This is a genomic window from Parashewanella sp. 2210YD4-3 (assembly GCF_056591735.1).
In genome coordinates this window covers 92,334-107,995 of sequence record NZ_JBWQOG010000011.1, presented here as the reverse complement: position 1 = coordinate 107,995, position 15,662 = coordinate 92,334, and the positions used below count along the sequence as shown (strand labels likewise).

Sequence of the window (15,662 nt, the reverse complement as noted above, 5' to 3'; positions counted from 1 at the left end):
TATCGTTTATAGAAAGGATAGTTTTTTATGAGTATCGAAATTAAGGTACCCGTATTGCCAGAGTCAGTTGCAGACGCAACAATTGCGACTTGGCACGTTCAACCTGGTGAGTCAGTAACTCGCGACCAAAATTTGGTTGACATTGAAACTGATAAAGTAGTTTTAGAAGTTGTTGCTGAAGCTGATGGTCAAATTGGAGAAATCCAATTTGGCGAAGGCGAAACCGTTTTAGGCGAGCAAGTGATTGCGACTCTAATTCCTGGTGCTGTTGAAGCGAAAGCTGAAGCACCAAAAGCGGATGCAGCTCCTGCTGCAGAAGCTGCGCCAGCGCAAGAAGAAAGCAACGATGCGCTAAGCCCATCAGTTCGTCGCCTAATTGCAGAGCATAATGTTGATGCTAGCAAAGTGAAAGGCTCAGGCGTTGGTGGTCGTATCACTAAAGAAGACGTTGAGAAGTTTATTAAGTCTCAAGGTTCATCTGCAGCGCTAGCTCCTGTTCAAGTAGCAGCAGAGCGCAGCGAGAAGCGTGTTCCAATGACTCGTCTTCGTAAGACCATTGCTAACCGTCTTCTTGAAGCTAAGAATTCAACTGCAATGTTGACGACGTTTAACGAAATCAACATGAAACCAATCATGGATATCCGTAAGAAATACAAAGATATCTTTGAAGAGCGCCATGGCACTCGTTTAGGCTTTATGTCTTTCTACATCAAGGCGGTAACCGAAGCGCTTAAGCGTTTCCCAGAAGTGAACGCTTCGATTGATGGTGATGAAATTGTTTATCACAACTATTTTGATGTAAGTATCGCAGTATCGACTCCACGTGGCCTGGTAACGCCAGTATTACGTGATACTGACAAAATGAGCCTTGCTGACATCGAAAACAAAGTTCGTGAATTAGCGATTAAAGGTCGTGACGGTAAACTAACCGTTGAAGACATGACTGGCGGTAACTTCACAGTTACTAACGGTGGTGTATTCGGCTCGCTAATGTCGACTCCAATTCTTAACATGCCACAAAGTGCGATTTTAGGCATGCACGCCATTAAAGATCGTCCAATGGCAGTGAATGGACAGGTAGAAATTCTACCTATGATGTACTTAGCACTATCTTATGACCACCGTATCATCGATGGTCGTGAATCAGTTGGCTTCCTAGTAGCTATCAAAGACTTCTTAGAAGACCCAACTCGTCTATTGCTAGACCTTTAATTTGTATTTTTGTCGCACCTACGAAGGTAGGTGCCCAGTGGCTTTAGAGTTCTTAGATAAGAGTCACTAGATTCCTGTTTTCTTAGGAATGACAGATTAGATAAAGGTTGAAATAAGACAATACCCTAGCGACCGCTTCTGAAGTTAAAGAAGCGGTTATTTAATTCAATTTTGTAGTAAACGGATAGATCATCATGAATTTGCATGAGTATCAGGCAAAAGAACTTTTTGCTGAATATGGTTTACCAGTATCAGAAGGTTACGCTTGTGACACAGCCCAAGAAGCTGTTGAAGCGGCTGGACGTATTGGTGGTGACATGTGGGTCGTTAAGTGCCAAGTACATGCTGGCGGCCGCGGTAAAGCTGGTGGCGTTAAAGTAACTGGCGACAAAGAAGAAATCAGAGCTTTTGCTGAAAAATGGTTAGGCAAAAACTTGGTTACTTACCAAACTGACGAGAATGGTCAACCCGTTGCTAAAATCCTTGTAGAAAGCTGCACTGATATCGCTAACGAATTGTACCTAGGTGCTGTAGTTGACCGTGCAACTCGTAAAGTTGTATTCATGGCTTCTACTGAAGGTGGTGTTGAGATTGAAACTGTTGCTGAAGAAACTCCAGAGTTGATTCATAAAGCAATCATCGACCCTCTAGTTGGACCTCAAACATACCAAGCACGTGATCTAGGCTTTAAGTTGGGTCTTAACCCAACACAAATGAAGCAGTTCACTAAAGTATTCATGGGCCTTGGCAACATGTTTACTGATCATGATTTCGCACTTCTAGAAATCAACCCGCTTGTTATCACTGAAGAAGGTAACATCCACTGTCTTGACGGCAAGATTGGTGTAGACGGTAACGCATTGTTCCGTCAGCCTAAAATCCGTGAAATGCACGACCCTTCACAAGAAGATGCTCGTGAAGCTCACGCCGCTAAGTTCGAGCTAAACTATGTTGCTCTAGACGGTAACGTAGGTTGTATGGTTAACGGTGCAGGCCTAGCAATGGGTACTATGGACATCGTAAACCTACACGGCGGCAAACCAGCTAACTTCTTAGACGTAGGTGGTGGCGCAACGAAAGAGCGTGTTGCTGAAGCATTCAAGATCATTCTTTCTGATGACAATGTTAAAGCCGTTCTTGTTAACATCTTTGGTGGTATCGTACGTTGTGACATGATCGCAGAAGGTATCATTGGCGCTGTTAAAGAAGTTGGCGTTGAAGTACCTGTTGTTGTTCGTCTTGAAGGTACTAATGCTGAAAAAGGCCGTGAGGTTCTAGCTAACTCTGGTCTTGACATTATCGCTGCTGAGTCACTAACTGATGCTGCAGTTAAAGTAGTTGCTGCTGCGGAGGGCAAATAATGTCTGTTTTAATTAATAAAGATACTAAAGTTATCTGCCAAGGTTTCACTGGTGGTCAAGGCACTTTCCACTCTGAGCAAGCTATCGCTTACGGTACTCAGATGGTTGGCGGTGTATCTCCAGGTAAAGGTGGTCAAGTTCACCTAGGTCTACCTGTTTTTAACACTGTTAAAGACGCTGTAGCTGAAACTGGCGCAACTGCGACTGTTATCTATGTCCCAGCACCTTTTTGTAAAGATGCAATCCTAGAAGCAATCGACGCTGGTATCGAGCTTATCGTATGTATTACTGAAGGTATTCCAACTCTGGATATGCTTGAAGTTAAAGTTAAGCTTGAAGAAACTGGCGTTCGCATGATCGGTCCTAACTGCCCAGGTGTTATCACTCCTGGTGAATGTAAGATTGGTATCATGCCTGGTCACATCCATAAGCCTGGTAAAGTGGGTATTGTTTCTCGTTCTGGTACGCTAACGTACGAAGCGGTTAAGCAAACAACTGACGAAGGTTTCGGTCAATCTACTTGTGTTGGTATCGGTGGTGATCCAATCCCAGGTACTAACTTCATCGACGTTTTAGAAATGTTCCAAAACGACGAAGGTACTGAAGCTATCGTTATGATTGGTGAGATTGGTGGTACAGCTGAAGAAGAAGCGGCTGAATATATCAAGAACCACGTAACTAAACCTGTTGTTTCTTACATTGCTGGTGTTACTGCTCCTGCTGGTAAGCGTATGGGTCACGCTGGTGCAATTATCGCTGGCGGTAAAGGTACTGCTGATGAGAAGTTTGCTGCTCTAGAAGCTGCTGGTGTAACTACTGTTCGCTCTTTAGCTGACATTGGTAAAGCACTACGCGAGAAAACGGGTTGGTAACTACCTGATTTTCATATAAAGGTCGGCATTGCCGGCCTTTTTTGTTCAAGTTCTATTAATGAAATGTGTGGTATAAAAAACTAACGTTTAATCATTTGTTCTTATATGTCTGCTTTATTATCAACAACTTCAAATACTGCTCCAGATGCTGCTTTATTTCCTAGCTCCACTTTATCTCCAAGCCCCACTTCATCTCCTATGGCACAGAGTGATGAGCTTGACGAACCTAAAAAAATTCTTCCTTTTTCGACATACTGTATAGCAGCCAAAATAACCGTTAATAATGGCTACAAGCCAATTCATAAAGACTTTTTTAGTGATGAACTACCAATTAATTCTTCTGAAACAAAATCAAATTCATCTAATGGTTGCTTGAGAGGTTATAAGGCTAAAGTTAATGCTCAACGAGTTTGTTGTGCAGACGAACAATACCGTAAAGAACAAAGTAGTGAAGTTACTTTTACTGAGTACACGGGAGAGAATGAGTCAGTTCACGATGCAATTCAAGAAATAGCTTCTTACTATTCCTCATTTTTGCAGTTAGGTGGTTTGTTTTGGACGCCTAATGACGAGAAGCTTGCTGTTTATCCACTCTATGGTGAGCTGGTACCAAAGAATAAAGAAATACATGATAAAGCTTTGGACAAGTATGGGGTTCATTTTCTAGCACATTGCTCTCCCATTGAATTACAGCATTGGATGATGGCTGCAATAGTTGCCGTCAGAAATGGGGAAGATTTGTATTTTTCATCTGAATTACAAGATGATTGCTTATTTAAATCTGGATACATTGCTTTGGTCTCAAATGGTGAGCTATACAAAGTTTGTTTTCCCAACTCCGCAATGTATCAAGATTATTGTTCTATTGCAGAATTGGCTGAGACAATTGCTTCGTTGAGTGATGAATCTTTAAAAAAAGTTTTAATAAACGATATGGATTCATTTATCGTTTCACATAAGGCATATCCTCGAATAGTAAAGGCCGTCTATTTAGAATTGATCCAATGGGGGGGGCGTGTAGCTGAATTAGAAGATATATTAATGATAATGTATATCGAGAACCTAAGCTCTGATTTTAAATGGTATATTGACGTTCATCAACTTGCTTCATTGCGTGCAAAAATTCCAGTAGGTACTGTTCTACAATTATTAAAAGGGTTTGTTAAACACTTTAAACCATATCAAGTGCCTTTACATTATGTTGCTAATTTACATCTTACTTGTCAAAAGGCGATAACATCGAGTGTATCGGATAAGCAGGATATTGAAGTACAATTAATCAGGGCATATAAAGAGGTGCTAACAAAGCAGACTGACTTTATTGATTATATTGACTTGAGTCTGTTTGAAGGTAGATCCTGCAACAAAGAATTGCTTTACTTATACCTTGAGTGGACTAAAGCCCTAGTGAATTCTCCTTGTCAAGATTTTAAAGCACATTATAAAGAGCAGCTATGCTCATTTTTGGGATGCGCAAAGAAATGTGCTCTAGAATATGGTCCTTCAGAAGGGGCGCTTTATAAAGGCTACATTGGATTCTTAACACAATGTTTAAAGTTGCCTCAGATGGATCTAAATTTTCTCTTCGGTGAATTTAGAGCTATTAAAAATCAAATAACGCACCCTGATGATTCTTATGCCACGCTTTATGCACAATTCAATGCATCCTTAGCGGTAAGAGATAACTTATACCTTCAATTGGCGGAAAAACTGTTAGCCGATATGTTGGTATCACCAGATAGCTCTGAGCTTTTAGCTGCTTCTCATATGACAGCAACGTTATTTGAGTGTGAGCACTTTGAAATAGAAAAGTTTGAAGAAAGAATTTTAAGCTTGATAACAAAAGAAGACTTTTTGGTGCTGCAACCGTTGATTCAAGCAGGTGTTAAACAAAGGCAATATGCTGTGTCACATAGACTTTTCGAAACAGCTAAAGCAAAGAATATGATATGCAGTCAACCCGGTTTCGATCGTCATGCTTCCTCCGATTCATGTTTAACGTTAGATTTCCAGATACACCTTTTTTTTAACATCTCGATGAGTGTAGTTAAAATAGAACTTGCGTATGTTGCCTTACATTGGTGGATTTCAAATAAGTTAACTACTTCAACTTATTCTAAAGTTACAAAGATAGAGTGCATACTTAGATGTAGAAACACACCGAATACAGCTTATGATTTTTTTGAATTGATCAAAGCCAACGAGCTTCCTAGATTTGACAGTGTTAAATTCAATGCATTGCAACGGAAAGTTACGGTATTTTTACAACCATTAGCAGTTTCTTCTGAACTTAATGGAGTTAGTCGTCGTAGCGATAGTGAGCGTTCAAGAGGACGTATAAAAATTTCCGAAGAGAGAAGTCGTGATAGCTCTCGGAAACATACAAGCTTCAGACCGAACTTTGATTCAAAGCGGGATTCTCAAAGAGATCGAAGCCCTCTAAGGTATGAATGATTTTTTATTTTAACCTTTACAAAAATAATTGGTATATGGTGTAGACTGAATACAGAATAAGCAATAATTCAGTCAATTACGCTGGTTTAAAGCTTAAAGCTTTATCTTCTTCTTTTATCAGGTAAACTAGCGCAAAATTACATCCAAGTCATCTCAAGGACATGAAATGGCTGTAAGTTCAAGGGGACTTTTATGATCACTGCATATCTCTATGAAAATCGCCGCTTAACCATTCAAGAGCTGAGTACCAAAGACGATATTCCAGAAGGCACCCTTTGGCTTGATCTGTATAAACCGGAAGACGATGAGCGTGACTGGTTAAGTAAATTTTCGGTAGAAGAAGTACCGGAAGAAGAAGACATCAATGAAATTGAGGCCTCGGCACGTTTTTATCAAAATAAAGATGGCTTGCATATCAACTCATTATTTCCTCAACGCGTAGGTCAGGATGTTCGTGGTGTTAACATTTCTTTCAACCTTCGTAAAAACTTTTTACTGACCATCAGAGAAGAAGATGTTGGCTTAGTTCGCCTTCTCCGGAACTACTTACGCTTAGGGCGTCTTAAAATCGCGACTCCACAAGAGCTGTTTCTTGAGTTCTTTACTTTAAAAGTTGATTACCTATCTGACTTGATTGAGGACGTTTACACCGTATTAGAAAATATGGCTGAAGAAGTGTTTGAAAGTGAAGAGTTAGATGATGTATTCAAGCTCATCACTTTGCAAGAAGATTCAAATGGAAAGATCCGTTTGAGTTTGCTTGATACCCAACGTTCTCTCCGGTATATGCAACGCTATTATCGTGGAAAAATGTCGGATGAGGAAATGAAGGATATTCGTGAAATGTTAGCGGATATTGAGTCCTTAATGCCTCACAGCCAGTTTATCTTCGATAAGTTAAACTTTCTATTGGATGCCGCTATGGGCTTCAGTGGATTGCAACAAAACAGAATCATTAAAATATTCTCAGTTGCAGCGGTTGTGTTTCTGCCACCAACGTTAATCGCAAGTAGCTATGGGATGAATTTCCATGACATGCCTGAACTTTCATGGACGCTAGGTTATCCAATGGCTATAGCCATGATGTTGGCAAGTGCAGTGGGGACTTATGTGTTCTTCAAAAGAAAGCGCTGGTTGTAGTGATACTTGAGCAGTTTTCCTATATAACAGCCCTGATAAAGTTATCGATTTGTTGATTTTTAGGCGGTATAGTTAGGTTTTTGTGCCTCCTGAGAATCGAAATGGACTTTATTGAAGTTTACCCCAATGCATTGCCTGATGAGTTTTGTGACCGTTTAATCGAGACTTTTTCTAAACATTCAGGTGTTCGGTTGGGCGAGACTGGAAACGGCGTTGATAGTGAAAAAAAACAAAGTACAGATCTGACCTTAGATAACTTTCCCGACTTAGCATCCATCAAAAATGAATTACTCGGTTACACCCTAAATGGCGCAACGGACTATTTTAATAAATATTCTATGGCGTTGATGGGAGCGGTATCTGTCCAAGTAATGGATGAACACAACAAGCCTGTTACATTAACCTCAGAAAATTTTGAAACTTTAGGTAAACCGAGAGCTATGCCTTTGGTTAAATACTTATACCGTAGTGGCACGATTAACATCCAGCATTACCTAAAAGGGCAAGGTGGTTATCACCACTGGCACTCTGAACAATTCCCACAATTACAACATAATGAAGCATTACATAGAGTAGTTTTGTATATGTTTTATTTAAATGATGTAGAAGAGGGAGGGGAGACAGAATTTTATTATCAACAGCGTAAAATCAAACCTAAAAAGGGCACAATGATAATCGCTCCAGCGGGTTTCACCCATACTCACAAAGGGCATGTGCCGTTAAGTAGTGACAAGTATATTGCGACTTCTTGGATCATGTTTAATCGAGCCGAACAGCTTTATGCGGCAATATCAAAATGATGGCTAGTTAACAGGTATTTCAATCTCTATTTTTGCACCTGTTAATTCCGAGCGACTAATAGATAACTTACCCCCATAGGTTTCGACAATTTCATTGCAAATTGCCAGTCCAAGACCTGTGCCTGTGTGTTGGGTATCTGCCCGAAAACCACGCTCTAGGATTTTGGACTTTATTTCATCAGGGATTCCCGGTCCGTCATCTTCTATACAGAGGTACAATGACTTTCGAGTGTGCGTAGCTTTAAAATGCACTTGGTTCAAACAAAGTCTAAATGCGTTTTCTAATAGGTTTCCGCATAGTTCTGTTAGATCATCCTTGTTGCAAGGGAAGGTGAGTTTGTCGTCAATGTCTGAAGAGAATTGAATGTCCCTTTCTTGATATAGCTTTTGCAATATAGGAACTAACTGTTCTATGACCTCGGAAATTTTTGTAGATTCTTCGATAATAGAACGTCGACCTAACAAAGCACGTTTTAAATGATAATTGACCATATCATCCATTTGATAAATCTGTTCTAAAACTTGTTCCTGTTTGTCTTTAGTCTCGCTTTCTTTTCCCTCGATAAGTGCTCGAATAGACGATAAACGAGTTTTGAGACTATGTGCTAAATCGTTAATGGTATTTTTATATCGCTCCTGTTGAGCAGAGGATTGTTGAATCAGTTGGTTTAGTGCATTAACTGTGCCTTTGAACTCTCTTGGATAACTTTGGTTTAAATGTTGTGACTGACCTTTTTTAATTTGATTCAGTTCCTTGATCATTTTCCTAAAAGGACGGATCCCCCAATATGTCATCGCTATCAAAAACAAACCTGTGAGGGCTAAAATGAGTGCAAGCTGTAAGTAGGTTTGGTGACTGAATTTTTGATATTCAAGGCTGAATCCATTGGCATCCTTGAGCACTAATAGAGTCACGTGTTTTCTTTTGGTTTGGAGTTCTAATGGATAAATTAAATAAGTGTTACCGTCAGTCAAATTGACGTAATAAGGAGGCTGGTTGTGTTTTACTTTATGGTATTCATCACAGGTGTTGGTCAAATTCCTTCTGTTCGCAAGGTGAGATGACCAAATTTGTTTATGGTTTTTATCACAACTGACCATCATAAAGTCGATGGGGTTTTCTGGTGTGTCTAAGACTCCTTCTGTTGGATTATCTATGTGCTTCTTTAATGACTCAATGGCAGTCGGAATATCTGCCATTAAAGCTTCTGTTTGTTGGTTAAAACTTTGTTGAACATGCAATTGGTTAAATAACCAAGCTAAGGAAAGAGTGAGCAAGGTTATGATTATCACGGCCCCTGCTAATAGCTGTTTGAATAAGCTGGGGCTAGTTTTCGCTTTTAATTGCATGCTTGGTTAAATTTGTAGCCTTGGCCCCTAATGGTGCTAATGGGGTTATCTAATCCATGTAGAGACAGTTTTTTGCGTAATCGACTGACCATAACTTCAATTGTATTTGGGTCGCCTTCACGGTCTGCATAAATGACATCTAGCAAACGTCGTTTGGTTACTACTTCATGATTATGGCGCATTAAATACTCCAAAATTAAATATTCAAATGCTGTTACATCGATAGCAGAACCACATAAACTGACTTGTTTAGCGGCGAGATCAATTTCTAAATCGCCACTGGTGATTAATGGTTTAACAAAACCTGCGCTACGACGAACAAGCGCATCTAACCTTGCCACCAACTCTTCTTTTTGAAATGGCTTTACAAGATAATCATCGGCGCCTGCGTTTAGGCCTTCAACTTTATCTTTCCAATGCATTCTAGCCGTAAGAATAAGAATGGGGGCTTTGAGATCATCATCTCTAAGCTTTTTGATTAGATTAATACCATCAAAGTCAGGCAAGCCAATGTCAATGATAGCGATATCTATCGGGTAGTTTATAGCTTGATAGTGGCCTTCTTTTGCATTTAATGCAACTTGAACCTGATTACCTAGTTCAGATAGCTGAACTTTAAGGTGGTGTGACAAAAGTGGGTCATCTTCTACAACCAATATCCGCATTGTGATCTTCCAGTAGTGAATCAAATACCAATCTAGCTAAAGTCAATTTTGCAATTGCAAAACCATTTCTACATTTAAATCTAGATCAGTGTTTACCTAAGCAAAAGAAAAGTGATGTATTTTTATGCGCCAGAGTGATTTATATACAAAATAGAGTTCGGTTGGAAGTAAAAATTGACTACTTTTAATCTTAAATAAATGTTAGATTTCAGTTCTATTTTCAGATTATTTGATTTTTGGAGCAAGCGTGAAGGCACAGATCATTGAGGAAATGAAGGTTCAACCTCAAATCGATTCGGAGCAGGAAGTTCAGCGCAGAGTAGGGTTTATTAAGACAATGTTGCTCAATTCTGGCTGTAAAAGTGTGGTTCTTGGGATCAGCGGTGGTGTTGATTCATCTCTTGCAGGACGCCTCTGTCAACTCGCGGTTGAGCAGCTTAATGATGAACAAAAATTAAATAATTACCAATTTTTTGCTGTGCGTTTGCCTTACAAAGTTCAAAAAGATGAAGACGAAGCACAACTCGCTTGTCAATTTATTAAACCGTCTCAGCAAATCACGGTAAATATTGCTGGTGGTGCTGATGGAATTCACTCAGAAGTATTAGCTGGACTAACTTCAGCACAAGTTGATGTTACTCAGAACGTAAATGTGGATTTTGTAAAGGGTAATGTTAAAGCTCGTCAACGTATGATTGCACAATATGAAATCGCAGGTTTGGTCAATGGTTTGGTTGTTGGAACTGATCATAGTGCTGAAAACATAACTGGCTTTTATACAAAGTGGGGTGATGGTGCTTGTGATTTAGCGCCTTTATTTGGTTTAAGTAAACGGCAAGTTCGACAATTAGCGAGTTACTTAGGTGCACCGAATATTTTAGTTCATAAAGCTCCTACGGCAGATTTAGAGGAAGACCAACCTCAGCTAGAGGATGAAGTCGCGCTGGGTTTAACTTACGAACAAATCGATGACTTTTTAGAAGGAAAGCCAGTAGATACCGAAGTGGAAAATAAATTGATTGGGATTTATAAAAGAACTCAACATAAGCGTAAAGCGATTCCAACCATTTACGATCTATAAATTTTATTGTGTTAGATTTCTCTCATATCCGCTGGTTAGATGATAAAGGTCGTGTAAAGCCGCCTTTATCTCTGTATATCGTATTGGCATTTCTAGCAAGATCTTGGTGTATTTTTGCCATGTCTTTGACTCAAACTGGCCAGCGCGATGCATTAGTCAAACTCTTTTATCCAGAAAAAACCGACTTTATTTCAAGTCTGATTGCTGGCTCAATAGCTGCAGTGGTTTTTTTTCTTATTACTTTTGAGCGAAGAGGGAAGCCTATCTTTTTGATACCACTATTTCAGCGTATCAAATGGGGGCTTTTTGTTACCTTAATAGCAGAGGTTTATCTTATCTATGGCAAGTTGTCTTATCTTAAATTTCAGTTCAGTTGGCAAAATGGATTAGAGGTTTTAGGGCTGTTTTGGTGTGGGTTGTTTATCTTTAAGTCACAACATTTAGAGTATTATGTCAAAAACTGGACACCTGACAGAGAATAGCGGTATTCTGTCAATCAGTCATACAAAATAGCATATACTCGTGATACCTGAAGATGCAGGATTTCAGCGAGAATTAATTGCCATTTAGACAAGGCACTTATCCGCAGTAAACAAAGTAACGACAGTTTTGTATGTCGGTCATAGTTATTCTATTTCAAGGGTAAGTAACACAGTCTAAATGGCAATTAAACTTGCACTTTGTAGGCTTTTCAGCGTTGATTCTTCTTTGTTGTGAAAGCTTAAATTAGCCCGCTAGTTCTTCACTTTCACGCCTCGAATAATTCAACGCTGAAAAGCCCTGAAAGTTGTATCTTCAAGTATCACGAGTATAGTTACCCATAATGGATGTGGTTGTTGCAGATGTCGAATTCAGTAAAAATTCCCGTTTCTGATATTCAATTAGGAATGAAAATTAAGATCCCCTCTGCTTGGAAAGATCACCCCTTTTTTAGAAGCAGTGTTCGCGTCAAAACGGTGAAAGAACTCCAAGTAATTAAAGGCTTATCTCTGCCTTATGTGTATTTACTTGATGGGCATTATCAAACTCAAGACCTGAAGATGGAATCTAGCACAGCGGAAAGTCCAACACCGTTGCCCGAGCAGTCTATTTTTGATCCTAGCAAAGAAATTAAGCAAGCCATTCAACGAAGTCAGAAAAGGTTTTCGTTTAACATAGATCAAAATCAGACCATCCAAAATAAAATGCTGACTGATCCTGAAGGCGCGTATCGTCTTTCCACCGCAGTTGTTGAACAGTTATATCAACATCTAACAGAAGCAGAAAACACTCGTCTGTGCTCGGTTAAAAAGCCAGAGTCACATAGAGATGTTAGCCAGCATTGTGTTTCCGTGGCGGTCATATCAATGATTTTGGCGAAAACGATAGGACTAAGTGAAGAACAAATAAGAGATGTGGCTCAGGGTGCATTAATACACGACTATGGTAAGAGCAAAGTCCCAGATAGCATTGTAAGAAAAACTGGGGAGTTGACTAAAAGTGAAAAAAACTTTTTGAATTTACACCCGACCTATGGCGTAAATATTATAAAACCACAAGGCGTATGGTCAGATGCGGTGCTCAGTATAGTAGGCTCACACCACGAATATATTGATGGAAGTGGTTTTCCTCAACAGTTAAAAGGTGATCAAATTCCAATAACGACACAGGTTGTGAGTCTGGCTAATGAATTTGATATTTTACTAAATGACCCTAAATTCAGCTCTTCTAAGTTGGCTTTAGGTTATCTATATAAATATGGTGCTAAGCGACATGCACCTGAATTATTAGCCGCTTTAATTAAAACCATAGGTGTTTTTCCACCTGGTACGATAGTGAAATTACAAGATGGGAGTTTTGCTAAAGTTCTAGTGAATAAAAATCATAGTAACTTTCCTGATGTTTTAAGTTGTACGGCCTCAGGTAAACAGATCAAAATGCGCTGTTTAGAGAGTGAGCAAGTATCTATTGAAAGCGTAGTCAGTAAAGATGATTTGGCAGAAAATGTTTTGCACAGTCTTGGTGGAGATGAGGCTGTAAGCTTTTACTTTTGTGCTGACTCTTAAGAGGTAAAATATGAATAGCAGCGTAACTATTGTTGGGTGTGGTTGGTTTGGTTTCCCTCTAGCACAAAGTTTGTTGAGTGCTGGCTATCAGGTTTCTGGCAGTAAACGTGCTTCATCGTCGCTTAATGAACTAAATCGTGCTGGTGTTAACGCTTTCGCTTTAGATTTAAGTCTGAATTTGACAGAGGTTGAACAGTTAGCCATTAAGCCATTGTTACAGTCTGATTATCTGATTGTTTGTATTCCACCTGGATTACGAAAGCAGACTTCAAGTTCTTTTTTAATCCAGATTAAAAAGTTGATGCGTTTAGTTGATGTTGATAAATGCAAAAAGATAATTTTTGTTAGTTCCTCATCTGTTTATCCTGATGACAATCGCGTTATGAAAGAAGTTGATGCATCTGCTCACTCTGCATCTAGTGAAACCATGTTAGCGGCTGAAAATTTATTTTTACAACATGCAAATGGACATGTTCTTAGATTTTCGGGGTTAATCGGGCCTAATCGTCCACCAGGACGTTTTTTTGCGGGGAAGTCGGACATTCCTGCGGGTGATAAAGTCGTCAATCTCGTCCACTTAGAAGATTGTATTGCGGCTATGAGGGCATTGTTAACAGCTGATTCAGCAAGCAAAGTTTATAATGTCTGTTCGCCTCACCATCCTTCTCGCAGTGAGTTCTATACGCGAGCAACTCTTCACTTTGGTGGAGAGCGACCAAGGTTTTTAGGGGATGGAATTCGTGGAAAAGAAGTGAGTGGCGAGAAAATTAGTAATGAATTGGATTTTTCCTACCAGTTTTACGATCTATATTTAGCACTTGATGCTTGCTAATTGAGGAGAATATTGTGATTAAGAAGCTCTATGCTACTGCTTTGTTCTGCGTTTTGTCTATGTTATGTAACCCAGCCTTTGCAGGGCATTATTTGGAAGGTAAAGATTACATCAAAGTCGAGGGTATACCTGAGGCGCATAAGCCAGTGATAAGAGAATTCTTCTCATACAATTGCCCGCATTGCTATCATGCTGATCCAAGTATTGAAAAAATGGCGACAATGCTCAAAGGTAAGGTGGCTTTTGTAAGAACACCTGTTGGAGCGGGTCGTTCTAGTTGGATCTTAGGTCAAGAAGCCTACTTTGTTGCCCAAAAACTTAAAATTACCAACCAAATTCATAGTCAAATTTTTCACTATATTCATGAAGAAGCTGGTCCGTTTACTTCTTCAGCCCAGCTGAGAGCCTTTTTTATTTCTCAAGGAGTAACGGCCGCGGATTTTGATAAAGTTTATAATTCTGCAAATAAAAAAGCAGCTTTAAGTGAATATGGGATTCAGGTTCAGCTATCTGGAATAAGCGGCGTTCCAACGTTTTTGATTAATGGGATTTATGAGGTTAATCCAGCAGGTAAGTCTGCGGACGAGTTAGTTGATATTGTAAATTACTTAGTCAGCTTGAAAGTTAAGTAATGGCAACTATCTGCTTGCAATAAGAACAAGTAGGTACTCCTATAGAGAGTTTAGCTAACTTCTTCCACTTCTTTTGCTTTATCTTCTTTATGGTTTGATAGAGACTGAAGTGGAATGTCATATTTATAGAAGAATATATTTTACCTTCTGCTACAGGGCTTAACCCTTTATTTATATATAATAGAGTTGCATTGCTCTTGGATTAGGTTATTTATCGTCTTTTTTCGTTATAGAAGTCATGTCCTCAAGGGGGATATTCTTAGAGTTTAGTAGCTGTTTGGGAGTGTTAGTGACAGAAGGGTATACACCTTTTGGTTCAAGTTCAGCCCACCCCTCAGATTCTTTTTGTTCGAACTCTGTTACGTTTACATTACTTGCTTGGCTTAGCCTTTTTCGAATGCCGCGATATTGAGCCATAAAATCCATTGCTGCTACATAGCCTAGGTTATCAATGATGACTCGCTGAGTTGATGTGCCTCCCCAATAAGCGTGCATTGGTTCTAAGTCCAGCTCTCTTTCACGTGAGGTAATGATGATATTACATATAGCATTGGCTAATTCTGGTCTTTTTGACCAATGCATTGCAGCCAGGAGCAAAGCGCTTTTACCTTCCTTTACATTTGTCAATTGAGCAGGAATGCTAAGTAAGGAACTCACCATTTCTGTGTGTGCTTGTAAATCAGATGGTCCCTTAATTATCGCTTTGGCAACAACATGTGCAGGCACAATAATTTTTGCCTTTTTCATTCGTTCTATACATCTATCGATTGTTTGCTGGTCAAGGCGGGAAGTGGCTACGTCGAAAACCCCGAGAACTCTCTCTTGGAAAGCATTTTCTGGCATCTCATCAATCAGTATGAGAATAGCTTCCATATTGTTGGCTTTCGTTGCTTCTTTGTATAACTCTTCTATCGCACTTTCTCGAGTCTCAGGGCTTTTAAATTCAGTATCGGTTTTTAAAAACCTTGCTAACACTTTTGAATGATTGGCCTTTTGAGCCGCTAACATTGCAGGGCTAACTCCTTTGTTGTTTTTTATAAATGGGTTGGCTCCATGCTTTATTAAGTGTTCATCTATTCCCTTCGGATTATCGCAATTTTTTAAACATAGGTATAAAGGTGTGCAACCGTTATTATCTTGTATATCAACTTGTGGCGCGTATTTCAGTAATGTTTCGATACAATCGACGCTGCCTGAGGTTGCTGCATGATGCAAAGC

At 39.5% G+C, this 15,662-nt stretch carries 13 protein-coding genes and 1 pseudogene; 11 read left to right on the top strand and 3 right to left on the bottom strand.

Features of this window, described 5'->3' with window-relative positions; translation table 11 throughout:
• Positions 1–27: 27 nt before the first annotated feature.
• From odhB to AC1EU0_RS15560, 6 genes are all read left to right on the top strand, one after another.
• Positions 28–1,212: a 2-oxoglutarate dehydrogenase complex dihydrolipoyllysine-residue succinyltransferase gene (odhB, locus tag AC1EU0_RS15585; protein WP_480303487.1), complete on the top strand. Its 1,185-nt coding sequence runs from the start codon at positions 28–30 to the stop codon at positions 1,210–1,212.
• Positions 1,213–1,406: 194 nt separating this feature from the next.
• A complete protein-coding gene (gene sucC, locus AC1EU0_RS15580) occupies positions 1,407–2,573 on the top strand; it encodes an ADP-forming succinate--CoA ligase subunit beta (RefSeq protein ID WP_480303486.1) in 1,167 nt (388 codons plus the stop codon).
• A complete protein-coding gene (gene sucD / locus AC1EU0_RS15575) occupies positions 2,573–3,445 on the top strand; it encodes a succinate--CoA ligase subunit alpha (RefSeq protein ID WP_121838966.1) in 873 nt (290 codons plus the stop codon). The genes sucC and sucD overlap by 1 nt, the downstream gene beginning before the upstream one ends.
• Positions 3,446–3,550: 105 nt before the next feature.
• On the top strand, positions 3,551–5,899 hold the full coding sequence (locus AC1EU0_RS15570; RefSeq protein ID WP_480303485.1) for a hypothetical protein: 2,349 nt from the start codon (positions 3,551–3,553) through the stop codon (positions 5,897–5,899).
• Between the two features lie 192 nt (positions 5,900–6,091).
• Entirely contained in the window at positions 6,092–7,039 is a 948-nt protein-coding gene (gene corA / locus AC1EU0_RS15565; protein WP_480303484.1) for a magnesium/cobalt transporter CorA, read from the top strand.
• A 101-nt stretch (positions 7,040–7,140) separates the two neighbouring features.
• The gene (locus tag AC1EU0_RS15560; RefSeq protein WP_480303483.1) at positions 7,141–7,839 is read left to right on the top strand and encodes a 2OG-Fe(II) oxygenase; all 699 of its coding nucleotides are present in this window, start codon (positions 7,141–7,143) and stop codon (positions 7,837–7,839) included.
• Between the two features lie 3 nt (positions 7,840–7,842).
• On the opposite strand, the gene AC1EU0_RS15555 is transcribed toward AC1EU0_RS15560, so the two are convergent.
• Entirely contained in the window at positions 7,843–9,132 is a 1,290-nt protein-coding gene (locus AC1EU0_RS15555) for an ATP-binding protein (RefSeq protein ID WP_480303482.1), read from the bottom strand.
• Between the two features lie 47 nt (positions 9,133–9,179).
• Positions 9,180–9,854 carry a response regulator gene (locus tag AC1EU0_RS15550; RefSeq protein ID WP_480303481.1) on the bottom strand — a complete coding sequence of 225 codons (675 nt, stop codon included), beginning with the start codon at positions 9,852–9,854 and terminating at the stop codon, positions 9,180–9,182.
• A 247-nt stretch (positions 9,855–10,101) separates the two neighbouring features.
• Between AC1EU0_RS15550 and nadE the strand changes: the two genes are divergently transcribed.
• The 5 genes from nadE (at position 10,102) to AC1EU0_RS15525 (ending at position 14,444) form a co-directional block, all read left to right on the top strand.
• Positions 10,102–10,935 carry an ammonia-dependent NAD(+) synthetase gene (nadE, locus tag AC1EU0_RS15545; RefSeq protein WP_480303480.1) on the top strand — a complete coding sequence of 278 codons (834 nt, stop codon included), beginning with the start codon at positions 10,102–10,104 and terminating at the stop codon, positions 10,933–10,935.
• Between the two features lie 8 nt (positions 10,936–10,943).
• A complete protein-coding gene (locus AC1EU0_RS15540) occupies positions 10,944–11,417 on the top strand; it encodes a DUF2919 domain-containing protein (RefSeq protein ID WP_480303479.1) in 474 nt (157 codons plus the stop codon).
• Positions 11,418–11,777: 360 nt separating this feature from the next.
• Positions 11,778–12,980 (top strand): cyclic di-GMP phosphodiesterase, encoded by a 1,203-nt coding sequence (locus AC1EU0_RS15535; RefSeq protein ID WP_480303478.1) that lies wholly within the window; start codon positions 11,778–11,780, stop codon positions 12,978–12,980.
• Positions 12,981–12,990: 10 nt separating this feature from the next.
• The gene (locus AC1EU0_RS15530; protein ID WP_480303477.1) at positions 12,991–13,812 is read left to right on the top strand and encodes an NAD-dependent epimerase/dehydratase family protein; all 822 of its coding nucleotides are present in this window, start codon (positions 12,991–12,993) and stop codon (positions 13,810–13,812) included.
• A gap of 14 nt (positions 13,813–13,826) precedes the next feature.
• Positions 13,827–14,444: a thiol:disulfide interchange protein DsbA/DsbL gene (locus AC1EU0_RS15525; protein WP_480303476.1), complete on the top strand. Its 618-nt coding sequence runs from the start codon at positions 13,827–13,829 to the stop codon at positions 14,442–14,444.
• 207 nt (positions 14,445–14,651) lie between these two features.
• Here the strand turns inward: AC1EU0_RS15525 and AC1EU0_RS15520 are convergent.
• Positions 14,652–15,662 (bottom strand): annotated as a pseudogene (locus AC1EU0_RS15520) (ankyrin repeat domain-containing protein); the annotation flags it as partial.